This is a genomic window from Bacteroidales bacterium (assembly GCA_035299085.1).
In the GTDB taxonomy this organism is placed as follows: domain Bacteria; phylum Bacteroidota; class Bacteroidia; order Bacteroidales; family UBA10428; genus UBA5072.
The window spans coordinates 54,679-80,498 of the sequence record DATGXG010000036.1 but is presented as its reverse complement, the minus strand read 5'-3'; the positions used below and the strand labels follow the sequence as shown (position 1 = coordinate 80,498).

Here is a 25,820-nt window from a genome sequence, read left to right as displayed (position 1 = left end):
TGATTTATGATGAAATATATTTTAAAGGCTGGTTTATTTTTGTTACTATTTTCGTTACCGGAAATTAGCACATTAGGACAAAAATCAGATTATAGTAATATTACTGATCAGGAGTATCTTTACGCTTTTACGGAAGCTACACGTTTCTATCTGTTTGGAAATTATGTTCAGGCTGTTACATTATATAAGGAATGTTTAAAGATCAGACCCCAAAGCAGTGCAGCAAGATATCAGTTATCAAAAGTTTATCTGAGTGCTGGTAATATTTCCCTGGCAAGGGAAAATGCAAAAATAGCATGCCGTCTTTCCGTTGATAATAAATGGTATTACCAGCAACTTGGTGATATCTTTCAAATGGAACAAAAGTATGATAGCGCATTGATTGTGTATACTCATATTTTGACTATTAATCCGGGTGATCCTAACATAATGTTCATGCTGGCTAATCTGGATGAAAAGTTAAAAAAATTTGATGATGCGTTAACATATCTCGACCTCATTGAAAAACAGGAAGGCATTAGTAAGGAAGTTACATTGCTTAAATATCGAATATACGAGAATAATAACCAACCGGATTTAGCTATTCGTACACTTAAATTGGCTTCTGGTATATCCGGGGATGATTTTTCAGTTAGCGGTATGATAGCTGAATATTACAGGAGGCATAATCAAATAGATTCAGCTTCTTTTTATTATAGTAAGATTTACCCGGAATATAAAAGTGAACCTGTTGTGGTTTTTTCTTATGCCGATTTTTTACTGGATCGCGGTTTAAAGGACAGTGCGAGAAACGTACTTGTTCATATAATCAGTGATTCATCAGTTAATTTAATGACTAAAGCAAGCTTTTTCTATTCGGTTTTACGGGATCAGGATCAGTTAATTAAGAATATGCCCATTCTGGATTCAGTTACTGAGACTTTATATTCCCTGTATAAAAGCGATGTACGGGTTCTTTCAATATATTCGGATGTCCAGATAAGATTAAGAAATTTTGAAAAGGCATCAAAGGCTTTAAGCATTGTAACCAGGCAGGATCCGTCAAACTATGCGGCCATTGAACAATTGGTATACGCTTTTAATGCTATGGGCAAAACTGACAGTGTATTGCTATATACAGGTAAAGCTCTTCAGCAGTTTAAAGAGAGACCTCTGTTATACCTTTTTAACGGGTCGGCTCAATACCAAAAGGGTGCATGGGAAAATGCCGTAAATTCTTTAAAAAATGGTTTGGCGTATGCACAGGATAGTACTCTTAAAATTGAGTTTTTCAGTCTTCTTGCTGAATGTTATCAGAATCTTGGGAGGTTTTCAGAATCTGAAGAAGCATTTAACAATGCTTTAAAATTGGACCCGGATAATTCAGGAATACTTAATAACTATGCTTATTATTTATCATTAAGGGAGAAAGATCTTAAAGAAGCGGAAAAGATGAGCCGGCGTACAATTTCTGAAGAACCGGATAACTCTACTTATCTTGATACCTATGCATGGATTCTGTTCAAAATGGGAAAAAACAGGAAAGCTCTTAAGTATATAAATAATGCTGTTGTAAAAAGTAACGGTAAGAATGAGGAGATTCTAAAACACAGTGCTGAAATTCATATAAAGCTTCATATGTATGCCGAGGCAGTTCAATATCTAAAAGAGATACTTAAAAGCTCGGATCCTGAGGAGAGTATTAAAATACAAGCACAAATTTCTCAGATTGAAAACAGAAAGTAAACAAAAATGAGATTTGGATTTGCAATATTTTTATTCTCACTTTCATTTACACTTTTCGCTCAACAGGGAAAGGATAAAATAAAAAGTTCGCAAGAAAAGACTCAGCGTGAAATTGAATATGCCAATAAGTTACTTGAGGAAACAAGGGGAAAGGCAAAAGCCTCGATTAATGAGATCAATATAATAAACCACAGACTGAATAAGCGTAAAGAGTTGTTGACTGGTCTTGAAGTTGAAGTAAGCACACTTTCGCAGTCTATTGAAAAGAACCAACTAGAAGTAGCAAAAGTCGAAAAAGAAATAGATAAAGTTAAGCAGGCCTATGCCCTGATGATTACGAACCTTTATAAAAACCGTATTACTGAATATGCAGCCATGTATATACTTGCTTCAGAAAATCTGAATCAGTTATATAAGCGTATACATACAGTGAAGTTATATAATACTTTTTTGAAAACAGAAAAGTACCGTCTCGATACACTGAAACAAAGTTTGGTTAAGAAGAACACTGAACTGGCTTCAATGAGGCAGGAAAAGGATAATATCGTAAATAAGACAAAAAAGGAAACAGTAACTATCCAGCAGGAAGCGAACGAAAAGCAGAAATTAGTTCAGCAACTTTCCAGGAAACAGAAAGAAATAGAAGAAGATATAAGGGAGAAACAGAAAACTGCAAAAAGATTGGAAGCGGAATTACGTCGGATGATTGAGGAGGAGAGAGCAAAAAGTAAAGCCAAACCGACCAAAGAAATGGTAACTCCTGAAGAAAAACTCATGTCCACAGATTTTGAGAAAAACACAGGTAAATTACCCTGGCCAACTCAAAAAGGTATTGTCAGCGGAAAATACGGAGAACATCAACATCCCGATTACAAAAATGTTACTATAAGAAATGATGGAATCTATATTTCCACCACGTCAGGGGAAAATGCAAGGGCAATTTTTAAAGGAATGGTAGCAAGAGTATTCCAATTGGCTGGACAAAATTATACTGTTATGATAAAGCACGGAAGATATTTTACATTGTATCATAATCTGATAAATGTAAAAGTTAAACCTGGCCAGAATGTAGATACAAAGCAAATTATTGGTACTGTCGCAACCGACAGTGCTTCAGGCGAAAGTATATTGTATTTTCAGGTTTGGAAAGACACGGAGAGGAGCGATCCCGAAATTTGGCTGACACCTTTATAAATGAAAATCTTTTTGATAATTTAGCATAAAACTTGATTAAAAGGGAAACAAAAGCAGATTATTTGAGTATATTAAGCAGAACAGAAATTCAATCTATAATGGAAAAGACACTTAAAATTAACTCAAAGATCGAGAATTTAAGAAAAGTCGAGAAACTGGTCGATGAATTATCATCTGAATACAATATAAGTGCAGATATTTATGGAAATATTTTAATTGCTGCACTGGAAGCCGCCAATAACGCTATTTTACATGGAAATAAGCTTGACGAAAATAAACTGGTTAATATTAATGTCAGGATAGATTCGGAGAAGCTTAAGATAAAAATCGATGACGAAGGAAATGGCTTTGACTATAAGAACGTTCCTGACCCCACAGCACCTGAGAATATAGAAAACGTAAATGGAAGGGGAATATTCTTAATGGAAAAACTCTCTGATCACATTGAATTTACACGAAATGGTGCTACAGTTGAGCTTGAGTTTAATATTCGTTAAATGATAAGCTTTGAATATCTGAATATTTTAGAGAATTTAACGATCCACAACCCTGCCAAAGAGTACCTTTCTAAAATTATATTAAAAGAGCACAAATCACCGGGTACCATTTGTATTATATTCACTGATAATAACTCCTTGTTGGATATAAATACCCGGTTTCTTCAACATGAGTATTTTACAGATGTAATTACGTTTTCTGAAAGGAAGAAGAAACTTATCTCAGGCGATATTTTTATTAGTATAGACCAGGTTAGGCTTAATGCAATTGAAAATAGGATCGATTTCCAAAGTGAGATTTGCAGGGTAATTATTCATGGTGTCCTTCATATGATTGGCTATAATGACTCTACTCCTTCTGAAAAAAAGATTATGAGAGAAAAAGAAGATGAGTATCTTTGCCAGTTCAACTGGAAAGATGTTATTATAGATTGTGAAACTCGAATATGATATTATAGTTGTAGGAGCCGGACACGCCGGATGCGAGGCTGCTCTTTCTGCTGCCCGGATGGGTAGCAGAGTACTTTTGATTACGATGGACATGACAAAGATCGCTCAAATGTCATGTAATCCGGCTATGGGGGGCATTGCAAAAGGTCAGATCGTCAGGGAAATTGATGCCCTTGGAGGAGGTTCAGGCATTGTGACGGATAAAAGTATGATCCAGTTCAGGATGTTGAACCGGTCAAAAGGCCCTGCTGTATGGAGTCCCAGAGCACAGTGTGACCGTATGATTTTTGGACTGGAGTGGAGAAAGCTGATAGAAAGTACGGAAAATATTGATTTATGGCAGGATAGTGTTAGTGAGTTGTTGATCAGCGGTAGTGTGGTTAAAGGAGTAAAAACAAGAATGAATGTCGATTTTCTGTCAAAATGTGTCGTGCTTACAATTGGTACTTTTGAGAACGGAATTATTTATGTAGGTAATGTGCGCCTTGGAGGAGGAAGAATATCAGAAGCATCTTCACATGGAATTACAGCCCAATTAAACAATTATGGTATTTCATCAGGGCGGCTTAAAACTGGTACACCTGCCCGTATAGATGGACGAAGTATCGATTTCGAAGTTCTTGAGGAACAAAAGGGTGATTCTGATCTGAGAGGGTTCTCATTTATACCACAAGAACTACCGTCGAAGCAATTAAGTTGCTATATAACCTATACAAATCCAAGAGTTCATGAAATTCTGAAAACTGGATTTAATGATTCACCTCTTTATAACGGGACTATACAGGGAGTCGGACCAAGATACTGTCCCAGCATTGAGTCGAAGATAGTAACATTTGAAAAGAAAGAAAGCCACCAGCTTTTCCTTGAACCGGAAGGGTGGGAGACCAATGAGTTTTATTTGAATGGTTTTTCTTCATCACTTCCTTTAGATATACAATATGAAGCTATCCGGAATGTAAAAGGACTCGAAAATGCCAGGCTTTATAGACCCGGTTATGCAATTGAATATGATTTTTTCCAGCCAACACAGCTAAAATTTAGCCTGGAAACAAAGGCACTTGATGGTTTGTTTTTTGCCGGACAAATTAATGGCACAACAGGCTATGAGGAAGCTGCTGCTCAGGGCATAATTGCCGGCATTAATGCTGTAAAAAAGTTAAGAAATGAAGAACCGCTTGTATTAAAGAGAGACGAAGCTTATATTGGTGTTTTGATAGATGACCTCGTCACTAAAGGCGTAGATGAACCCTATAGAATGTTTACTTCCAGAGCAGAATACAGGGTGCTTTTAAGGCAGGACAATGCTGATGAAAGGCTTACAGATAAAGCTATTGAATTGGGTCTCGCCTCAAATGAAAGGATCGAAGTATTTAACAAACGCAAACAGAAAAAGGTTAAGATCAAAGATTTTCTTAGATCGGAGACTCTTATCCCGGAAAGCATTAATCCTTTCTTAATAGCTCGTGGAACACGGGAAATCAATCAAAAAGTTAAAGCGGTTGACCTATTACTCAGACCTGAGATTGATATTTTTGATTTATTGAAACAAATAGAGTATCCGTTTACAATAGAAGAAGCATTTGAACGTACCATTCTGGAGAGTACAGAGATTGAATTAAAATACGATGGATACATACAAAGGGAACGATTATTAGCTGATAAGATAAAGCGTCTTGACCATATTAAGATTGATAAAAATATTGATATTGATTCGCTTTTATCCATCTCTACAGAAGGACGTTTCAAATTAAAAAAATATGAACCTGAAACAATTGGTCAGGCAGCTCGGATTTCCGGCATTTCACCGAGTGATATTAACGTATTATTACTATATATGGGTAGATAAGATTCATTTTTAGTGCCTTAAAAATGTTCCACGTGGAACATTTTGTTTTTTAGGGAATTTTTATGAAGGAACAAGATACCATTATTTCAGAAATAACTAAAAAATTGCCTCAAAAACCTGGAGTATACCAGTTTTTTGATGCCCAGGGTATCATAATTTATGTAGGCAAGGCAAAAAATTTGCGTAAAAGAGTTGTATCTTACTTTACACGCTCAGATGCTCATAGCTATAAACATTCGGCTCTTGTTTCAAAAATTTGTGATATTAAATATGTTCTTGTAGAGAATGAATCGGATGCTCTTTTGCTCGAGAATAACCTGATCAAGGAGTATCAACCCAGATACAATATTTTGCTTAAAGATGATAAAACGTTTCCCTGGATATGTATTAAGAAAGAGCGATTTCCGCGTGTAATGGCCACAAGAAACAGGGTAGAGGATGGTTCGGAATACTATGGACCGTATACATCAGCCCTAATGGTAAAAACATTATTGGAACTTATACGACAATTATATAAGCTTAGAACTTGTAATCTGTTGCTTTGCGAGGAGTATATTACAAAACAAAAGTATCACCGATGCCTTGAATTTCAACTTGGAAATTGTCTTGCTCCATGTGAAGGTTTGCAAAATGAAGAAGACTATAATGAGAATGTGCAACAGATTCGTGAGATTCTTAAAGGCAACTTGCATACTGTAATTCGACATCTATACGAGATAATGGGTGATTTTTCTAAGAAGATGCATTTTGAGCAGGCCGAAATAATTAAAAATAAAATCACCATATTGGAGAAGTTTAGAGGAAAATCAACGATTGTTAATCCAAAAATAACCCAGGTCGATGTTTTCGGAATAGTTGATAACACTGATTTTGCCTACGTGAATTTTCTAAAAGTTGTGCAGGGCGCTATTGTGCAATCGCATAATATAGAAGTTGTAAAAAGAACCGATGAGGTTGTTGGTGAAATTCTACTGTCAGTCATATATGATTTAAGGAGCCGTTTTGATAACAATGCCTGTGAAATCATTGTCCAATTCAAACCAGAAATAGCCCTTGAAGGTGTAAAATTCTCCGTACCACAGCGAGGGGATAAATTGAAGTTACTAGAGCTTTCGTTACGAAATGCAAACTCTTACAAGATTGACCGCGAAGCCTCTCGAACTACAGAAAAAAAAGTTGATTATGAAGACAAGGTTTTAAATCAAATGAAAATCGATTTACGACTTAAATCTTTACCGGTTATTATTGAATGTTTTGATAATTCAAATATTCAGGGTTCTGATCCTGTTGCTTCATGTGTTGTATTTAAATCCGGGAAACCATTTAAATCCGGATACCGTCATTTTAATGTTAAAACTGTGACTGGTCCGAACGATTTCGCGTCCATGGAAGAAATAGTTTACCGGAGGTATAAAAGGATAATGGAAGAACAGGGAGAAATTCCGGATCTTATTATTATTGATGGAGGTAAAGGACAGTTAAGTGCTGCGACGAAAAGCCTTAAAGAAATTGGCTTATACGGTAAGGTATCTGTAATAGGCATAGCAAAAAAGCTTGAAGAAATTTATGTTCCTGAAGATCCGATACCGTTGTATATTAACAAAAACTCATCTACATTACGCCTCATTCAAAGAATCAGGGATGAAGCACACCGTTTCGGTATTACATTTCACAGGCTTAAGAGGAGCAATTCACAACTCGAATCAGTATTTGACACAATCCCGGGGATCGGCGAAAAGATGAGGAATAAAATACTAAAATTAGAAAGCGATATAAGTAAACTGAAATTATTAAGTGAGCCGGAACTTATAAAACTTATCGGTAAAAGGGAGGCAGCTGCTTTAATAAAATTCTTCAACCAGGCAAACTAGCTTTTACTTATTTCTAAGAATTGCATAATCGATGAATTCATTTAAGTCCTGCCTGCTTGACTCAGTTCCATATACAGAGAGTTTTTCTTTGGCGAGTGCGGCAAATTCTTTCATTTTATTTTCAGCATAAGAGATGCCCTGGTGATTATTTATAAAAGTAAGAACCTCATTAAACTTAGATTTACTTTTTGATGAACTATTCATAATATGCAAAATATGGTCCCGTTCTGAATGAGAAGCTTGATTCAGGGCATGAATCAAAGGAAGGGTGAGTTTTTTCTCCTGAATATCATTGCCTGCAGGCTTTCCGGTTAGGTTATTGACCTGATAATCAAGCAAGTCATCCTTTATTTGAAAAGCAATACCTAACATTTCGCCGAAATCATTCATGTTTTTAACAGTTTCAGCATCAGCACCTACTGATTTCGCCCCACAGGAGCTACAAACAGATATGAGAGTGGCAGTCTTTTTCCTGATAATTTCAAAATAGCTGCTTTCCGATATTTTCAACTTACGGGTATTCCGTATCTGCATTAATTCGCCTTCACTCATTTCTTTCACGGCATTAGAAACAAGATCAAGAATTTCGTATTGCTTGTTGCCAACAGCCAGAAGCAATCCTTTGGCAAGAAGATAGTCACCGACAAGCACTGCTATTTTGGATCTCCATAGAGCATTTATCGAAAAGAAACCTCTTCTCTCATTGGATTCATCCACCACATCATCATGAATCAGGGTCGCGGTGTGGAGGATTTCGATTAAGGCTGCAGCAGTATAGGTTGCATCCCCGGGAGTTCCATGAAGTTTTGCCGACAAGAAAACCAATACCGGACGCATCTGCTTACCTTTTTTTCTTAATATGTATCTCATGACCAGGTTAAGCAGGGGAATGTCAGTTTTCATAACGTTATTAAAATAACTGTCAAACGTTTTTAATTCTGTTGATATATGCTGCTTAATTTGATCAAATGAAGAAGGCATGCTCAATAATTTTTGTCTCAAAGTTAACAATTATATTGTAGTGTTTTAGAATATGCTGTTTACAAGGCGGTGCTGACCCTACGTTGTTGATTTTTATACGGCTCAACTAATACGGCAGATATTTGTATATATTTGCATGTTTTACTATTTACATAACAAATTACAAGAAAATGAAATTCGAAGGCCTTACTGTAGAGCAACTTGAAAAGGCTGCCAATTTTCTTAAAGCTATCGCGCATCCAATGCGAATTGCCATTCTACAATATCTTGACGGGGGTAAACAAGTAAATGTTACTGAAATACATGAATATCTTAAAATCGAACAATCTACTACTTCCCATCATTTAGGTATACTCAAAGACAAAGGTGTTCTTGGATCAAAGCGCGAAGGAAAAAATACCTATTACTACATCAAGAACGATCATTTGAGCAATATTCTTGAGTGTATCAATAAATGTGCTTGTTAATCTTTACGGTAATAAAAAGCCGGTGGCGAAATAGTCGACCGGTTTTTAAATATAAGCTATGGAAACTAAACCCCGTTTATTCCTGTTTGACGCCTATGCGTTAATATTCCGATCATATTATGCCTTCGTTAATCGACCGATGATTAATTCAAAAGGACTTAATACCTCTGCAATTTACGGATTCACAACCACCATATTAGATATTTTTAACCGCGAAAAGCCTGATTACGCTGCTGTTGTATTTGATCCTCCTGATCCTACATTCAGAAATGAGCTATATGACCAGTATAAGGCTAACCGCATGTCGACACCCGAGGAGATCAAAAAATCGGTGCCTTTTATCAAGCAGGTTCTTGAAGGGTTCAACATACCTGTAATTGAAATACCCGGATACGAGGCTGATGATGTAATCGGAACTCTTGCTAAAACAGCTGAACTTGAAGGTTTTATGACTTATATGGTTACCCCTGATAAAGATTTTATGCAACTTGTCACTGACCGTATAAAAATGCTTAAGCCGGGAAGATCGGGTGGGGAATATGAAACACTTGGAATAGAACAGGTTAATGAATTTTTTGGAGTCGATGATCCCTGCAAGGTCATTGATATTCTCGCATTATGGGGAGATTCTTCGGATAATGTGCCGGGAGCTCCAGGAATAGGAGAAAAAACAGCAAGAGACCTGATCCGGCAATATAATTCGCTGGAGAACCTTCTTGATCATGTTTCTGAACTTAAACCCAAGCAGCGTCAAAGCCTTGAAGAGAACAGGGAACTAGTTCTTTTGTCGCATAAGCTGGTAACGATTCATACACACGTGCCAGTGAACGTTGAACTCCAAAGTCTCAGACTAAAAGCAAAAAACGAGCATAAACTCAGAGAATTGTTTCAATTCTTAGAATTCAGAACCTTAACAACAAGGGTTTTTAAAAATGAGCAGGCCCCGGCGCAGGGAACTCTTTTTGAACTTGCCACACAGGAAGTAACCGCTCCGCCTCAGCATAATCTTAAGTCAATACTTACAGTTGCACATCAATATCATGTTTTGCAAACTGAAACAGATATCGATAATTTTATTGTCCGGTTATCAGGCCTTACTGAGTTTTGTTTTGATACTGAAACAACCGGAATCAATTGCAGGGAAGCAGAATTAGTCGGCATGTCTTTTTGTTTCAGAAATTTTGAGGCCTATTATATCCCTGTGCCTGCTGATACCCATGAGGCGAACCGGCTTGTATGGAAATTCAAAGATGTTTTTGAAAACAAGGGCATCAGAAAAATCGGCCAAAATATCAAATATGATATTCAGATTCTTTTGAACTACCAGGTTAATGTAGAGGGTGAGGTATTTGATACCATGATAGCACATTACCTTATTCAGCCTGATTTGCGTCATAGCCTGGAGTACCTGGCCGAAATTCATTTAGGGTATAAAATGGTACCTATCGAAGATCTTATCGGCAAAAAGGGCCCTTCACAAAAAAACATGCGTGATGTAGCCATTGAAACCATTAAGGAATATGCATGTGAGGATGCTGATATCACCTGGCAGCTTTACCCGATTCTTAAGAATGAAATAGAGAGGCAAAAACTATCTGACCTGGCATATAAAATTGAAATGCCTCTGATCAGGGTTTTAGCAGAAATGGAAAATGCCGGTTTTAAAATAAGCCAGGAAAATCTTAGCGCCTATTCTGCCATATTGAAAACAGATATTGATGAAATTGAAAATGCCATCTATTCCCTGGCGGGTGGAAAATTCAATCTTAATTCTCCACGGCAATTAGGGGAAATCTTGTTTGAAAAACTTCAGATCGCAGAGGGCACTCAAAAAACAAAAACAAAACAATATTCAACGGGCGAAGAAGTTTTGGCCAAACTGGCCGATAAACATCCCATAGTTACCAAGATATTGGATTACAGAGCGCTACAAAAGCTGCTCAGTACATATGTTGATGCGCTTCCGAAACTTATTGATAAAAAGACAGTTAAGATCCATACCTCCTTTGATCAGGCCTGGGTAAGCACAGGAAGATTAAGCTCAAGGAATCCGAATCTACAGAATATTCCCATCCGTGATGAAAGAGGGAAAGAGATCCGCAAAGCCTTTATTCCCTGCAGCAGCAATAACGTTCTTCTATCTGCTGACTATTCACAGATTGAACTGCGTCTTATGGCCCATCTGAGCCAGGATGAAAATATGATTGATGCATTTGCCCATAATGCGGATATACATGTTTCAACTGCTGCAAAAATCTTCAGAGTACCGGAAGAGGAAGTGACGTCTTCAATGCGGAGCAAGGCTAAAACAGCGAATTTTGGAATTATTTACGGCATTTCAGCTTTCGGCTTGTCTCAGCGACTCAATATCAGCCGTTCTGAAGCAAGCGCTTTAATCCAGGGCTATTTCAGCTCGTTTCCCAAAGTTAAGTTGTATATGGAAAACGCAATCAGGAAAGCCCAGGAAAAAGGATATGTTGAAACCATTATGGGCAGGCGGAGATTCCTTCCTGATATCCACTCTGCAAACGCTGTTGTAAGAGGTTTTGCTGAACGAAATGCTATTAATGCGCCAATCCAGGGTTCTGCAGCTGATATTATAAAACTTGCCATGGTTAACCTTCAGAAACGGTTAAGGCATGACTGCAGATCCTATCTTGTATTACAGGTACATGACGAATTAATACTTGATGTGGATACAACCGAAATCGATAAGATTAAGGATATTGTGACCTTTGAGATGGAAAACGTGATGAGTCTGAGCGTTCCGCTGGTTGTCGACATCGGTATCGGAAACAACTGGCTGGAAGCCCATTGATCAGCAGTCAAATATCAGATGTTTGATTTAAAAAATACAATTCCTGTTTAAGCAAACCATTTTATCAGAAGGTTCCGGATAACCTCGGTTCTGACCGGTTTAACTATATAATCGTTCATCCCGGATGAAATGGCTTTCGACTTACTTTTCGAATTCGCCGTAGCAGTCATGGCCACAATAGGCATCTGGTAACCAAGGCCCCTTATTTCAACAGTGGCCTGGATTCCATCTTTTTCAGGCATAACCAGATCCATGAAAATAATATCGTAGTTTTGTGTTTTCACCTTTTCTGCTGCCTCTGACCCGTTTTTTGCCACGTCAATCGTGTATCCTAAATTGCTGAATATCGTTTGTGCAACCCGGATGTTGATTTCGTTGTCTTCAGCCACCAGTATATTTAAAACTGACTTTACTTTCCTCACGGAATCACGCTGTAAGCTTTTTGCATACGGAAATGATTCCGTCAGGCTCTTAAGGAAATCATTCTGTTCTAAAGGTTCAAAAAAGTAGTAATCAACACCAAAACGGCGCGATTGAATGAAATTATCCACTTTGTGATTCTTACTGAAAAGAATAATAACAAACTGATCCGCCAGCTTCGAATCCTTAAGATATTTGGCAACGGATAAACCGCTCATTCCGGGTTCATCCAGAATGATAAGCATATGATAACCGGGGGCATTTATTCGCAGCGTCTCCTCAAGCGATGAAGCCGTTTCAGGTCTGTATTCAATTACATCATAACCTATCTTTTCAAAATCGAGCATCTTAAGGAATTGTTGATTGCCCTGAGCTCCAATGATAAGTGCATGTATTTCTGAAAATGAAAGAATTTTCTCATGATGCAAGGGCTTTAACAACTTCTCATTGGAGTAAACTTCAATTGTAAAACTGAAGCGTGAACCGGGATACACCTGATTTGTCGAAATCGGCGAAGGACTCTGAACCCAGATTTCACCATGCATAAGAGTGACAAGCTGCTTGGCAATTGTAGTTCCCAATCCTGATCCTCCGTATTTACGGGAGGTGGATTCTTCAGCCTGTGTAAATGAATTGAAAATGGTTTCAATTTTATTCCTTGCTATTCCAACTCCTGTATCATCCACATAAAACAGGAGAGTGATATTGTTATTATATTCTTCTTCAAGTTCAATACCTACAGCTATTTCACCTTCATGGGTAAACTTTACCGCATTGCTTATGAGGTTCGATAAAACCTGGCGTAACCGGAAGGGATCCCCGATAATATTTTCGGGTACTTCGGGATTGATTTTAAGCGAAAATCCGAGCTTTTTTTCCTCGATAATAGGTTTGAACAGGTCAACGGACAATTTGACTTCCTCGCGAAGTTTAAAGGGTATTTCCTCAAGCTGCATTTTGCCTGCTTCTATCTTTGAAAAATCGAGGATATCATCAATAAGAGTTAGCAATACATCTGCAGACCGCTTAACAATCTGTACATATTCCTTTTGATTCTGAGTAAGATTTTCCTGGTCAAGCGCTTCAGTCATGCCAATTATTCCGTTCATGGGAGTTCTTATCTCATGGCTCATTTTCGCCAGGAATTCAGATTTAGCCGTATTTGAAGCAGCTTCATATTTTCTGGCCTTTTCAATCGGAGTCACATCAACGAAAGCACTTAATATATGCTCTTCATTATTCACAACAAAAGGAAGATCTTTTTTATAAACAGCTACTTCTTCACCTTCGTGCCTGTATAAAACAAACTGGCTGCTGTCAAATGATGTGTCTTCAGATGCATCGTAATAATCTCTTGAAAGCATAAACCGGTCTGTCAGGTTTTTTCCCTGAATTGAATCTTCCTTGTTCAGAAGCAACATTTCACGGGCTGTCTGATTGATTATTTTTACCTGGTGATCCTGGTCGAGAACCATAATTCCTACAGGCAGATTGTCAAATATCGACTGCAAACCGGCCAGCTCGTTATCCGATTTTTGCTTTAATGAAAGATTTCTTCCCAGTTTCCCCATTAAAATGAGAAGAAAAAGAATCATGATAAGGGTACTGAAAACACCGGCAATGATTACTTTGTTTAAAACAAGGTCAAAAACAAACGATTTCCGCATTGAATAAACAACACAGAATTTATCATTAAGCAGGGTTACCGGACTGTAAGCGGAGTAAAATGATTCCTTTTTACCACGAAAGATCATCTTGTGCTTCAGAAATCCTGATTCCTGTCGCAGGGCCTGATCTTTTAACAAAAGACTGTCTGTCAGGCTAAAGCTGCTGTCGGTATTGCTGAAAATTATTTTGCCATCACTGTTGACAACCCATTGTGAAAAGGCATTATCATGGAAATTCTTATTCAGTTCCGATGCAAAAAAGCTGGAAAGATCCAATTCAAAAACAATGTTCGAAACCAGTTCATTGCCTTTGAAAACGGGAAATTTTCTTTCGTAATAATTACCGGCACGCTTAATGGATTCCTTTTCAGCCAGATCGAAGGTATGCTGAGTAACATAGGGGTCGATCAGTAACTTATTCCGCTTGTTGTATGTAAGATTCAATACATTGTTGTTCCTGTCGTATATATGGATTTCCCTTATCAGTCCGTTATTATTTGAAAACAACATTTCAAGGCTTCTGATCCCGTCCTGGTTAATGTCATCACTTGTCATATTGACACTTAAAATGACATTGGAAAATAATAAAGCGTTGACTTCATTGTCGAATTTCATCAGGGCTTTGTCAATTTCCGCCGTACTGGCTGCAGATTGTCCTAATAAGATACTCCGCTGGAATGAAATCTGGTTAAAATATATCGTAAGACTGAAGTATATATTTAACAAGATGATTACCAGCGTTGTAATAATGAAATAGAGGGTGTACTTTTTCATCATCCGGGTGTGAAAATAAGTCAATCAAAGTATGAAATATTCCTGATGTTACATCAGCCAAATAGAAAATTCTTTAAACACCATTACCCTAACCTGTATTTTTCATCCGTGTCGTTGAAAATATTAAAATAGCTTCTGTATCTTGATTCATTAAGAATTCCTTTCTCCAGGGCTTCCAGGACTGCGCAGTTAGGTTCATGAATGTGCGTGCAGTTATAGAACTGGCAGTTGCGTGATAATCGGAAAATATCGGTGAAATATAAACCGATTTCATTACGGTCAAGGTCCGTTATTCCGAATCCCCGAAGGCCTGGCGTATCAATAAGATAAGATTCAGGCCATATTTCAATCATTTCAGGATAGGTTGTTGTATGCTTGCCTGCCTGGTGATACCATGAAATGTCATTGGTTTTCAGGCTGAGGCCAGGAACCAGCAGATTAATCAGGCTTGTTTTCCCTATTCCTGAATTACCTGAAAGAAGGCTTACTTTTTCTTTCAACAAAAGTGATGTTTCCTGAATATTAATCTGCTCTGTGACTGACATTGCGATAACTCTGTAACCGGCGTATTCATAGATTTTCCTTACCTGAGAAAGCCTGTTTTGCTTTTCTTCGTCATACAGATCAATTTTATTTATCAGAAGAACCGCGGGAATATGATATGCCTCAGCAGCCACAAGAAACCGGTCAACGAATTCAAGCGGAGTTTCAGGAAAATCAAGGGTAAACATCAGCATTAACTGGTCGAGATTGGCGGCTATAATCTGCGTTTCCCTTGAAAGGTTGGTCGACTTCCTGATAATATAGTTTTTCCTGGGTTTAATTTCGCTTATTACAGCAGTATGCCTGTCGCTTTCATCAACTATTACATGGTCACCAACTGCGACAGGATTTGTATTTTTCATATTTTTGGCCCGGAATGAACCTTTCAGCTTACATTTCATGTATCCGATATCCGTTTTCACCGTATACCAGCTGCCGGTTGATTTTATTACAAGCCCTGTTTTCACTGAATATCCGAAAATTTAATTATCGCAATAGCTAAAATAATCAAGAGATTTGTAATTTTATTATATAATTGCGATTATTAATGTGAAGTTAAACCCGGTGTTATACACAATAATTACATAAGCTATTATCCGCATTAAATCAATTATATAACTGTGTTTTTTTAGTTTATGAAGACAATCAGACAACATTATTTAGTTAATGCTTCGCCTGAAGAAGTGTTTGCAGCTATCACTAATCCGTTTACAATTGAATTATGGAGCGGTTACCCGGCACAGATGGAAGCAAAGGAAGGAACTGAATTTTCCATTTTTGACGGAGACATAGCCGGACGGAATCTGAAAATTGTTGAAAACCAGCAATTGGTGCAGGAATGGTATTTTGGTGACAGTCCCGAACAATCCCTTGTGACAATTGATTTGAAAGCTCATAAGGAAGGTACAAGAGTTCTTCTTGAGCACACGAATGTACCAGATGAAGAGTTCGACGATTTTCTTGAAGGGTGGAATGATTACTACTGGGGAGCGATAAAAGAGTTCTTCAAGTAAGGTTAAAAATTTTAAAGTTGACAGGTAATTTAACAAGAAAAGAGATTGACCTGATGGTCCCGGTTGGTTCATTTGAATCGCTTACGGCCGCTATTGAATCAGGTGCAGATTCAGTGTATTTCGGTCTGGGTAAGCTGAATATGAGGGCAAGATCCTCAATCAATTTTACTGCAGATGACCTTAAAAAGATTATGCGCATATGCCATGCATTCGGAAAGAAGGCATACCTGACACTGAATATCGTTTTTTATGACCGCGATCTTGAGGAAATGAAAATAATGGTGGACCAGGCATATGATAACGGGGTAAGCGCGATCATTGCCGCGGACCAGGCTGCCATTAACTATGCATTTAAAAAAGGAATGGAAGTTCACCTTTCCACCCAGGTTAACATCAGCAATATCGAATCACTTCAGTTTTATTCACATTTTGCTGATGTTGCCGTACTGGCAAGAGAACTTAACCTTGAACAGGTAAAAGCCATTTCAGAACAGATTCAGATTGATAATATTACCGGTCCCTCAGGTAACCCTATACGGCTGGAAATGTTTGCACACGGTGCTTTATGTATGGCGATTTCTGGCAAATGTTACCTGAGCCTTCACAATCATAATCATTCTGCCAACCGTGGTGAGTGCCTGCAGGATTGCAGAAGAAGTTACAGGGTTAGTGATATGGAAACCGGCTTTGAAATGGAAATCGACAATGAGTATATCATGTCCCCCAAAGACCTCTGCACAATCCATTTCATTAACAAAATACTTGATGCAGGAGTGAAAGTACTTAAAATCGAAGGTCGTGCGCGCTCTCCAGAATATGTAAAAATAGTTACGGAATGTTATAATCAGGCTATAAACAGTATAATTGACAATACCTATTCAGAAGAAAAAATAGCTGTATGGCAGGAACGACTTTCAGGAGTCTTTAACCGTGGCTTCTGGGATGGTTATTACCTGGGGCAACGATTGGGTTCCTGGAGCCATGTTTATGGCTCAAGGGCTACATCAAAAAAAGTGTACACTGCCAAGTGCGTGAATTATTTCCCGAAAATCGGGGTGGCCGAATTTCTTTGTGAATCAGGTACAATAAAAACAGGGGACAGTATATTTATTACAGGACCAACTACAGGTGTTATAGAACAGGATGTAGGGGAAATCAGGGGGGATAACGGAACGATCAGTGAAGCTAAGGCAGGAGAGAAATTTTCTTTACAGGTTAAGCGCAAAGCAAGGCGAGCCGACAAATTGTACAGGATGGTGGCTGTAAACCATTAATTGCTTGTTAATTCGAGATTTTTCAAACCATAAACCTGTCTTATGAAAATGCTGAATGCTCTTTTCAATTTCAGCAAAATTATTTTGCTGAGCATTATTGTTTTGTCCCTGTCACAATGTAAAAAAGCGGAAAAAGGATTTAATCCTGCTTTCACTGAAAAAATCAGTGCTTTTACTTCAGGCACAATTTCATGTGAATCAGTTGTTCGCGTCGTACTGGCCGAAGACAATGTTCATGCAGGCGAGGCAAACTCTCCGGCAGACAATGATTTATTTAAATTTAGCCCTGGTATAAAGGGCCAGGTTGTCTGGGTGGATAAAAGAACTCTCGAATTCAGGCCTTCAGAAAAGCTGATATCCGGAACAAAATATGAAGCCCGGTTTGATCTTGGAAGCCTTGTGAAGGTTGAAAGAAAACTTAAAACATTCACATTTTCATTTACGGTAGTTAAGCAAGATTGGACAGTTTCCGAAGAAGGGTATCAGACAATGAACGAAAACGACCTGGTCTGGAACCGGATTAAAGGTATAGTTAATACCGCTGATGTTATAGATAAAGAGAATATTATAAAATATTTTACTGTAAAGCAGGATAAACAAAAACTCAATTTAAAGTGGGAACAATCCGATGATCGCAGATCTTTCATTTTTTCAGTTGACAGTGTCAGGAGGACGGAAAATAAGGGATCGGTAATCATCAGCTGGGATGCATCAGGTGATTTTAAAGATCTTAAAGGACAGCTTGAGATTGAAATACCCGCCCTGGGCGATTATAAAGTAATGGATGTTAAAGTAATCCAGCAGCCTGAGCAATATATTGAGATCATGTTCAGCGATCCGATTAAGAAAAATCAGAATTTCCAGGGTCTTGTTTTTCTTGAAAACGGAACATCTCTTGAATATTCGGTTACCGGCAATATTCTGAGAGCCTACCCGGTTTCCCGTGTCAGCGGAGACACAAAAATCACTATCAGTGAAGGCCTTGTAAATATCCTGGGATATCCCCTGAAGGAGTCTTTTACCGGCGACCTGACGTTTGAAGTTGCTAAACCAGCCATCAGAATTACCGGAAAAGGAGTCATTCTGCCTTCATCAAAGGGAATGATATTCCCGTTTGAAGCCGTTAACCTGTCTGCTGTTGATGTTAAAATCATCAAGATTTTTGAAAATAATATAGGCCAGTTCCTGCAGGTAAATAAGCTTGATGGTCAATATGAACTTAAACGTGCCGGTAGGTTAGTCCATAAAGAGAAGGTTGTCCTAAGCAACACCCCGGTCAACCTGGGAAAATGGAACCGGTTTTTTATCGATCTTGCAAAATTGGTAGAGCCGGATCAGGGCGCCATCTATCGCGTTGAAATATCTTTCAAAAAAGCTTATTCCCTGTATCCTTGCGAGGGAGCTGAGCAGGAAGATCAAACTGCCACAAATGAAGAAGAGGAAGATTACGGGCCTGAAGCAGAACTTTCATACTGGGATTCATATGAGGAAAACTATGATGAATATTATGATTATGAGGATTATGACTATGAGGAAAGAAATGATCCCTGTAAGCAGTCATACTATTCTTTTGGCAAAACCGTAGCAAGAAATATCCTGGCGTCTGACCTGGGAATTATTGTTAAAACTGGCACTGACCATAATCTATTCTGTGCGGTTACAAACCTGGTTTCTTCATCTCCTATCAGCGATGTAAACATAACCGTGCTTGATTACCAGCAACAGGTTATTGGCACCGGAACAACAGATAAGGATGGCTTTGTTATAATTCCGTTTAAGGAAAAACCCTACCTGGTTATCGCCAAAAAAGACAATCAGCGTGGATACCTTCGTGTAGATGATGGTTCTTCTCTTTCACTCGGAGCTTTTGATGTGTCCGGGAAAACTATTCCTAAAGGTCTTAAAGCTTTTCTTTTTGGTGAACGGGGAGTATGGCGTCCGGGTGATACGTTATTTCTTACATGCATCCTGGAAGACAAGCAGAAAACGTTGCCTCCGAACCATCCTGTAATTTTTGAAATCAGCAATCCTAAAGGACAGCTGTATGCACGGGCCACACGAACTACCGGTGTAAACGGCTTTTATACATGGCAGGTACCCACAACAGCAGATGCATTGACAGGGAATTATAATCTGACAGTGAAGATTGGCGGTACGGAGTTCAATAAGAACCTGAAAATTGAAACCATTAAACCAAACCGGTTAAAAATTAACCTGCAGTTTGATACGGATAAACTATCCTTCTCAAAGCCTGATGTTAAAGGTACTCTTAGTGTTTTATGGTTACATGGTGCAGTAGCACAGAATTTGAAAACCACCGTTTCCGTTACATTGACAAATGCCAGCACAACTTTTGCAAAATATGATGCCTACCAGTTTACCGATCCGTCACGGAACTTCTCGTCAGAGGAGCAAACTGTCTTTGATGGCTCAATTGATGCCGAGGGAAAAGCAACCATACCGGGACATTTTTCTGTTGAAGGTGAAGCACCCGGTTTACTGAATGCTAATTTCACTACACGTGTTTTTGAGAAAAGCGGTGATTTCAGTATTGATCACTTTACAATGCCCTATTCACCCTATGAAGCTTATATAGGTATTAAAACGCCGCAGGGAGACAAAAGAGGTATGTTGCTCACCGACACGACACACTGGGTTGACGTGGTGCTGATAAATGATAACGGACAGCCGGTCTCACGAACTAATCTTGAAGCTTACGTATATAAACTGGATTGGCGGAACTGGTGGGAGTCGTCGGATAACGATCTGGCCGATTTTATTGGGAATACCTATAACAGTCCGATTGTTTCAAGGAATTTTTCTGTTGTAAATGGCAAAGGAAGATTTTCTTTCAGGGTGAATCATCCTGAGTGGGGTCGGTTCTATGTTCGCGTGGTGGATCCGGAAAGCGGACACTCAGCAGGAAAAATTATATATCTCGATTGGCCCGGCTGGGCAGGACGTCCTTTGAGAGAAAACGCCGAAGCCGCAAGCATGCTTACATTTAATACGGATAAGCAAAAATACAAAGTAGGCGAAACTGCGGAAGTGATCATACCCGCCGGAGGCAGCGGCAATGCACTCATCTGCATTGAATCGGGTTCAAGGATACTTTCGTACCAATGGCTTCCTGTGGATTCAAAGGAAATCCGGCATAAATTCACAGTTACCAAAGACATGACACCTAATGTGTATATTCATGTCAGCCTGGTTCAGCCCCACGCAAGTTCACAAAATGATATGCCAATGAGGCTTTACGGTGTATTACCCCTATTTGTTGAAGATGACGAAACCAAACTGGAACCGGTAATTAAAATGCCGGAAACCATGGAACCCTTAAACGCTTACAACATACAGGTGGGAGAAAAGAGAAATCATCCAATGACTTATACACTCGCAATTGTCGAGGACGGATTGCTTGACCTGACCCGGTTTAAAACACCTGATCCATGGAATGAGTTTTATGCGCGGGAAGCACTGGGTGTTAAAACATGGGATTTATATGATATGGTTATCGGTGCTTACGGGGGAAAACTCGAAAGCGTTCTCGGAATCGGGGGAGATGAAGATAAAGCCAATCCCCAGGCAGGAGAAAAAGCAAACCGGTTCAAACCTGTTGTCAGATTCATGGGGCCATTCGAACTAAAAGCCGGAAAAACGAATAATCATAAGGTGGCGCTTCCCAATTATATCGGATCGGTGCGGGTAATGGTTGTAGCCGGACAGGAAGGAGCCTATGGTTTCGCTGAAAAAACGGTACCCGTTAAAAAGCCTCTGATGGTTTTAGGAACTCTGCCAAGGGTGCTGGGACCGGGTGAAACAGTGAAACTGCCGGTAACTGTGTTTGCAATGGATAAGAATATAAAGGATGTTTCGGTAAACCTGAAAGTTAATAATCTTATAATTCCGATAGACGACAAAACGCAAACAGTGCATTTTGACAAACCCGGAGAAAAAATCGTTGTATTTACACTGCAAATAGCTAAAGCCACAGGTATAGGAAAAGTTCAGATAAATGCAACAAGTGGCAAAAATACATCAGGTTATGATTTAGAATTAGATGTTCGTAATGCGAATCCTTCAGTAACAACTTTTGCCGCAGGAACTGTAGCCCCGGCGGCAACTGCTCCCGTCGCTTACACCTTACCGGGTATGCCGGGCACAAACAAAGTCACTCTGGAGGTATCATCCATACCCCCCATGGATCTTAACCGCAGGCTTAAATACCTGATCCAGTATCCTCATGGATGTGTGGAACAGACGACATCTTCTGTTTTTCCGCAATTATACCTTTCTGATTTAATGACTCTGGACGAGGCTACTAAGTCTGCTATAGATGGTAATATAAAAGCAGGTATAAAAAGATTACTTGCATTTCAGCAGTCCGGCGGAGGATTCTCTTACTGGCCGGGAAGCACGGATTTTAGTGCATGGGCAAGTTCATATGCCGGAAATTTCCTGCTTGAGGCTGAAAAGAAAGGCTATTCTTTACCGGCTGGAATGAAAACGGCCTGGCTTAAGTCGCAAAAACAACTGGCAAGACAGTGGAAAGGAGATCTTCCGGGAAATAATTATTATCAAAGTGACCTGGAACAGGCTTACAGGCTTTATACTCTTGCATTGGCAGGTGAGGCGGATATGAGCGCAATGAACAGGCTGAAGGAAATTAAAACAATAAGTCTTCAGGCAAAATTCCGTTTGGCTGCAGCCTATGCGCTCAGCGGTCAAACTGCCATCGCGTCTGAATTAATTTCAAGAGAGACTACAGATATAGAACCATATAGAGGCTTTTATTCAAGTTATGGTTCACGTGAACGCGACTGGGCGATGTTTCTTGAAACGATGGTTATTCTGAAAGACCATACAAAGGCTGCGGGACTCATGAAGAAAATTTCGGAAGCCCTGTCCTCTTCGGAATGGATGAGCACACAAAGTACAGCCTATTGCCTTATGGCGGCTTCAAGATTTGCTACTGTTGGCAGTACTTCAACGGGAGTGTCCTTTTCTTATTCTTCGGGAGGAAAACAATTGAATGTTCAAAGTGACAAGCCGGTTTCCACAGTTGCTTATAAAATCAGTCAATCGCAGCAAAACGGATCAGTTTCATTTACCAACCATGGAAAAGGGACAATTTTTGTAAGGGTTATCATGGAGGGTATTCCTGAAGCAGGAAACGAAACTGCTTTTGAAAGTAACCTGAAACTGGGCGTTCAGTATTTTACCCGTGACGGTGATGCCATCGATGTATCGAAAATATCACAGGGAACTGATTTTATGGCAAAGGTTACTATTTATAACCCAACTGCTTATGATTACCGAAATCTTGCCTTAACCCAGATTTTCCCTCCGGGCTGGGAAATAAGCAATAACCGGCTATGGAATAATGAACTGGCTAATACAAACGAAAACCCGACTTACCAGGATATCCGTGATGACCGTATCTATACCTATTTTGATTTAGCAAAAGGCCAGTCAAGGGTTTTCATCGTACAACTCAATGCATCCTACCTGGGTAAGTATTACCTGTCAGGTGCATATTGTGAGGCTATGTACGACAACAGTGTATCTGCCCTTACAAAAGGGGAGTGGGTTGAAGTGACTGAACCGGGAAATTGATTACTGTTTAAACCGGGCTACCAGCTCAATAAACTGATCAAACAAAAACTCAGTATCCTTCGGACCGCTTGATGCTTCCGGATGGAACTGAGTTGAGAAAAAGGGCTTTGTTTTATGCCTCATCCCTTCATTGGTCTGATCGTTCAGATTAAGGAAAAGGGGTTCCCATTCATCCGGCAATGTTGAATTGTCAATGGCAAAGCCATGATTCTGAGATGTTATATAAGCTTTATTTGAGTCGGTTAACAAAACCGGCTGATTATGGCTTCTGTGACCGTATTTAAGTTTGTATGTATTGGCACCCGCAGCAAGTGCCAGAAGCTGGTTGCCAAGACAGATGCCATAAATGGGCACATTTTTTTTAAGCGCTTTGGCCAGGTTTGAAATGGTTATTCCACATTGTTTCGGATCACCCGGACCATTTGAAATGAACAGACCATCATATTCTTCCGATTCTATATCATGGTTCCAAGGCACCAGGATAACTGTAGTATCACGTTGAAGAAGATTACGGATAATATTATACTTTACGCCGCAGTCAATAAGAAGAATCCTGTACTTTCCAGAACCAAAGACTTTTTTTTCAGTGATACTCACCTGTTCAACCAGGTTAACCAGGTTAGGATCATAAAGGGGAATATCATTGTCATCGACAACAATTTTACCCAGCATGGTTCCTTCTTCCCTCAGAACCTTTGTCAGTTCGCGGGTATCAATTCCGTATATACCGGGAATTTCATATTCCCTTAACCAGTCGCCCAGGCTTTTATTGGCATTCCAATGACTGTATTCATCTGTGTAATCCGATATCACTAATCCTGAAATATGCAAGGCATAGGACTCGAAGAATTTGTACATTGAATCTTCAGTTGTTTTACCCGGAACTCCATAATTTCCGATGATAGGATATGTAAGCGTAAGAATCTGACCTTTATATGAGGGATCTGTCAGGCTTTCCGGATAACCGGTCATAGCCGTGTTAAAAACAACCTCACCCGAAACCGATTTATTAAAACCAAAGGAATGTCCTGAAAATTCCTTACCATCTTCAAGTATCAGTTTAATGCTTACTTTTTTATCCATTGATATTGTTAGCTTTTAATTAGTGACTTAATGATCTCTTCAACCTGATCGGGGCTGATTCTTTTGGCAAGAATCTTCTTATTTTCATCAAGAATGTAAATCTGGGGAGTTGTCAGCACATCATATTTCATTTTAAAATCATACGAGTATGGATTCCATGCATTAATCCAGTCGTAAAGCTGGTGCTGGTTTACAAAATCAACCCATTTCATCTTACCCTCTTCACCAAACAAGGTGCTGATGGCCAGGACCTTTACATCCATATTTTTCAACGAATTTTCATAGATCTTATACAATTCAGGAACCGCAACTTTGCAATGGCCGCAATCAGCTTCCCAGAAAATCAAAACGAGATATTTGGCCTGCACCTGCCGCAGGTTGATTTTAGAACCCACATGAGGATAACGGCGCAAAGCGGTATCAGCAATTGCACTTTTAAAATGGTCGGGAGGAACTGACATAAGCTCTGCATCCGGTGCAACAGCCCCGATAAGCAGAGGTTTTGCTTTTTCAGTCCGTTCTTTAAGATCTGCTATAAATTTGGCATCACTCCACCACGAATCTTTTATATAATATTTATCTGCGATATGCACCTGTACAGCATCCATACCCATGATATTGCTTTTGCCGTAGTTATTAAAAAGAGTTATCAGCATGAAACGGAATAAACCTGAATCGGACCGTGATTTGTCAATAAAGTAATCTACAGCAGGAATCAGGGTATCAGGAATCTGGGGAAGAACCTTATTCAGATACGTCATGATCTTATCCTCGTAAAATGGAGTCCGCAGGAGACGAGGATCGGTAAAATCAAAATTATCGAAATAGTGTGCCCTGTAATAATAGTATTGCCAGTTCGAATCAATAACAACACCGTTTTTATCTTTTGGGGGATCAGGAACATTCACGTCAAGTGTGGCTCTTAAAAAGGCAGATATAAACAAATCAGGATGTTCCTTCTGAATTTGCTGTATTTTGGTTATACGAAGATCGTTAATCTTTTTCAGAGAAGAGGAGAGCTCATCTTTAATTACATTATCGGTCTCTGCTTTGATGCGTATTGTAAGACTGTCGGCCTTATTTCTGAGAGAAGCGAAATAATGCTGAAAATCGAGGAATATCTGGTTTTCATCGCTTCCTTTAAAGGACAAGGTATGAAGAAAGTCAGCTGTATCGGATTCCAACGAAAATTGCTGATCGTTTCCGACAACCAGGTCAAAGTAACTTCCACCCGGGAGATAGACAAGATACATTCCTTCAGGAAGTTTCTTTTTACCGGTGAGAACTCCGTAACCTTTCTGATCCAGTTTAACCGTATCATCAGGATACATCGTTTTGCTAAGGTAATGTCCAAGGATTACCTGTTTTGAAGGCAGATTGCTTATTTTAACCTTTATTTCATAGCCCTGAGCTTGAATCTCAAATGAAATCAGAATAAGGCAAAAAAGAGAGAAGAAGGTACGTAACCGATTCATGGAATAAAAGTATTAGTTACTTGTCAGCCTTTTACAGCGGGCAAAATTAGTTATTAATTGGTGAATATAAAAATGGCTCACGGTTGCAGATTTGTCTATATTTGAA

General features: G+C 39.1%; 16 protein-coding genes. 11 read left to right on the top strand and 5 right to left on the bottom strand.

Features of this window, described 5'->3' with window-relative positions; translation table 11 throughout:
* Positions 1-6: 6 nt before the first annotated feature.
* The 6 genes from VK179_11445 (at position 7) to uvrC (ending at position 7,583) form a co-directional block, all read left to right on the top strand.
* Positions 7-1,725, top strand: coding sequence for a tetratricopeptide repeat protein (locus VK179_11445; GenBank protein ID HLO59348.1), 1,719 nt, complete (start codon positions 7-9; stop codon positions 1,723-1,725).
* Positions 1,726-1,731: 6 nt separating this feature from the next.
* Positions 1,732-2,919: a peptidoglycan DD-metalloendopeptidase family protein gene (locus tag VK179_11440; protein HLO59347.1), complete on the top strand. Its 1,188-nt coding sequence runs from the start codon at positions 1,732-1,734 to the stop codon at positions 2,917-2,919.
* A gap of 98 nt (positions 2,920-3,017) precedes the next feature.
* A complete protein-coding gene (locus VK179_11435; protein HLO59346.1) occupies positions 3,018-3,416 on the top strand; it encodes an ATP-binding protein in 399 nt (132 codons plus the stop codon).
* Positions 3,417-3,866: an rRNA maturation RNase YbeY gene (gene ybeY / locus VK179_11430; GenBank protein HLO59345.1), complete on the top strand. Its 450-nt coding sequence runs from the start codon at positions 3,417-3,419 to the stop codon at positions 3,864-3,866. It abuts the gene before it with no gap.
* Positions 3,850-5,712, top strand: coding sequence for a tRNA uridine-5-carboxymethylaminomethyl(34) synthesis enzyme MnmG (gene mnmG / locus VK179_11425; GenBank protein ID HLO59344.1), 1,863 nt, complete (start codon positions 3,850-3,852; stop codon positions 5,710-5,712). Before ybeY ends, mnmG begins: the two co-directional genes overlap by 17 nt.
* Before the next feature lie 62 nt (positions 5,713-5,774).
* Positions 5,775-7,583, top strand: coding sequence for an excinuclease ABC subunit UvrC (gene uvrC, locus VK179_11420; protein HLO59343.1), 1,809 nt, complete (start codon positions 5,775-5,777; stop codon positions 7,581-7,583).
* Between the two features lie 3 nt (positions 7,584-7,586).
* Here the strand turns inward: uvrC and VK179_11415 are convergent, their stop codons facing one another.
* Positions 7,587-8,486 carry a polyprenyl synthetase family protein gene (locus VK179_11415; GenBank protein ID HLO59342.1) on the bottom strand — a complete coding sequence of 300 codons (900 nt, stop codon included), beginning with the start codon at positions 8,484-8,486 and terminating at the stop codon, positions 7,587-7,589.
* A gap of 248 nt (positions 8,487-8,734) precedes the next feature.
* On the opposite strand from VK179_11415, the gene VK179_11410 reads away from it, so the two are divergent.
* Positions 8,735-9,031 carry a metalloregulator ArsR/SmtB family transcription factor gene (locus VK179_11410; protein HLO59341.1) on the top strand — a complete coding sequence of 99 codons (297 nt, stop codon included), beginning with the start codon at positions 8,735-8,737 and terminating at the stop codon, positions 9,029-9,031.
* 58 nt (positions 9,032-9,089) lie between these two features.
* Entirely contained in the window at positions 9,090-11,849 is a 2,760-nt protein-coding gene (gene polA / locus VK179_11405) for a DNA polymerase I (protein ID HLO59340.1), read from the top strand.
* 47 nt (positions 11,850-11,896) lie between these two features.
* Here polA and VK179_11400 read toward each other — a convergent pair whose 3' ends face one another.
* Together VK179_11400 and rsgA are read right to left on the bottom strand one after the other, a co-directional pair.
* Entirely contained in the window at positions 11,897-14,713 is a 2,817-nt protein-coding gene (locus VK179_11400; GenBank protein HLO59339.1) for a response regulator, read from the bottom strand.
* 80 nt (positions 14,714-14,793) lie between these two features.
* The gene (rsgA, locus tag VK179_11395; GenBank protein ID HLO59338.1) at positions 14,794-15,720 is read right to left on the bottom strand and encodes a ribosome small subunit-dependent GTPase A; all 927 of its coding nucleotides are present in this window, start codon (positions 15,718-15,720) and stop codon (positions 14,794-14,796) included.
* Positions 15,721-15,888: 168 nt separating this feature from the next.
* On the opposite strand from rsgA, the gene VK179_11390 reads away from it, so the two are divergent.
* The 3 genes from VK179_11390 to VK179_11380 are packed head-to-tail and all read left to right on the top strand — an operon-like array spanning position 15,889 to position 23,156.
* Complete coding sequence (locus VK179_11390; GenBank protein ID HLO59337.1) at positions 15,889-16,266, top strand: SRPBCC domain-containing protein; 378 nt, start codon at positions 15,889-15,891, stop codon at positions 16,264-16,266.
* A gap of 17 nt (positions 16,267-16,283) precedes the next feature.
* Positions 16,284-17,540, top strand: a complete 1,257-nt coding sequence (locus VK179_11385; GenBank protein HLO59336.1) for a peptidase U32 family protein — start codon at positions 16,284-16,286, stop codon at positions 17,538-17,540.
* 42 nt (positions 17,541-17,582) lie between these two features.
* The gene (locus VK179_11380; GenBank protein HLO59335.1) at positions 17,583-23,156 is read left to right on the top strand and encodes an MG2 domain-containing protein; all 5,574 of its coding nucleotides are present in this window, start codon (positions 17,583-17,585) and stop codon (positions 23,154-23,156) included.
* Here VK179_11380 and carA read toward each other — a convergent pair whose 3' ends face one another.
* Both carA and VK179_11370 read right to left on the bottom strand, forming a co-directional pair.
* A complete protein-coding gene (carA, locus tag VK179_11375; GenBank protein ID HLO59334.1) occupies positions 23,157-24,239 on the bottom strand; it encodes a glutamine-hydrolyzing carbamoyl-phosphate synthase small subunit in 1,083 nt (360 codons plus the stop codon). It lies immediately after the preceding gene.
* An 8-nt stretch (positions 24,240-24,247) separates the two neighbouring features.
* Complete coding sequence (locus VK179_11370; protein ID HLO59333.1) at positions 24,248-25,714, bottom strand: thioredoxin-like domain-containing protein; 1,467 nt, start codon at positions 25,712-25,714, stop codon at positions 24,248-24,250.
* Positions 25,715-25,820 lie beyond the last annotated feature (106 nt).

What these genes read in the sequence shown, in the direction of transcription:
- VK179_11440 (HLO59347.1), top strand. Translation starts at nt 1,732, where the DNA reads ATGAGATTTGGATTTGCAATATTTTTATTCTCACTTTCATTTACACTT.
- VK179_11445 (HLO59348.1), top strand. Translation starts at nt 7, where the DNA reads ATGATGAAATATATTTTAAAGGCTGGTTTATTTTTGTTACTATTTTCG.
- polA (HLO59340.1), top strand. Translation starts at nt 9,090, where the DNA reads ATGGAAACTAAACCCCGTTTATTCCTGTTTGACGCCTATGCGTTAATA.
- VK179_11435 (HLO59346.1), top strand. Translation starts at nt 3,018, where the DNA reads ATGGAAAAGACACTTAAAATTAACTCAAAGATCGAGAATTTAAGAAAA.
- VK179_11380 (HLO59335.1), top strand. Translation starts at nt 17,583, where the DNA reads ATGAAAATGCTGAATGCTCTTTTCAATTTCAGCAAAATTATTTTGCTG.
- uvrC (HLO59343.1), top strand. Translation starts at nt 5,775, where the DNA reads ATGAAGGAACAAGATACCATTATTTCAGAAATAACTAAAAAATTGCCT.
- carA (HLO59334.1), bottom strand. Translation starts at nt 24,239, where the DNA reads ATGGATAAAAAAGTAAGCATTAAACTGATACTTGAAGATGGTAAGGAA.
- VK179_11400 (HLO59339.1), bottom strand. Translation starts at nt 14,713, where the DNA reads ATGATGAAAAAGTACACCCTCTATTTCATTATTACAACGCTGGTAATC.
- VK179_11410 (HLO59341.1), top strand. Translation starts at nt 8,735, where the DNA reads ATGAAATTCGAAGGCCTTACTGTAGAGCAACTTGAAAAGGCTGCCAAT.
- ybeY (HLO59345.1), top strand. Translation starts at nt 3,417, where the DNA reads ATGATAAGCTTTGAATATCTGAATATTTTAGAGAATTTAACGATCCAC.
- VK179_11390 (HLO59337.1), top strand. Translation starts at nt 15,889, where the DNA reads ATGAAGACAATCAGACAACATTATTTAGTTAATGCTTCGCCTGAAGAA.
- VK179_11415 (HLO59342.1), bottom strand. Translation starts at nt 8,486, where the DNA reads ATGAAAACTGACATTCCCCTGCTTAACCTGGTCATGAGATACATATTA.
- VK179_11370 (HLO59333.1), bottom strand. Translation starts at nt 25,714, where the DNA reads ATGAATCGGTTACGTACCTTCTTCTCTCTTTTTTGCCTTATTCTGATT.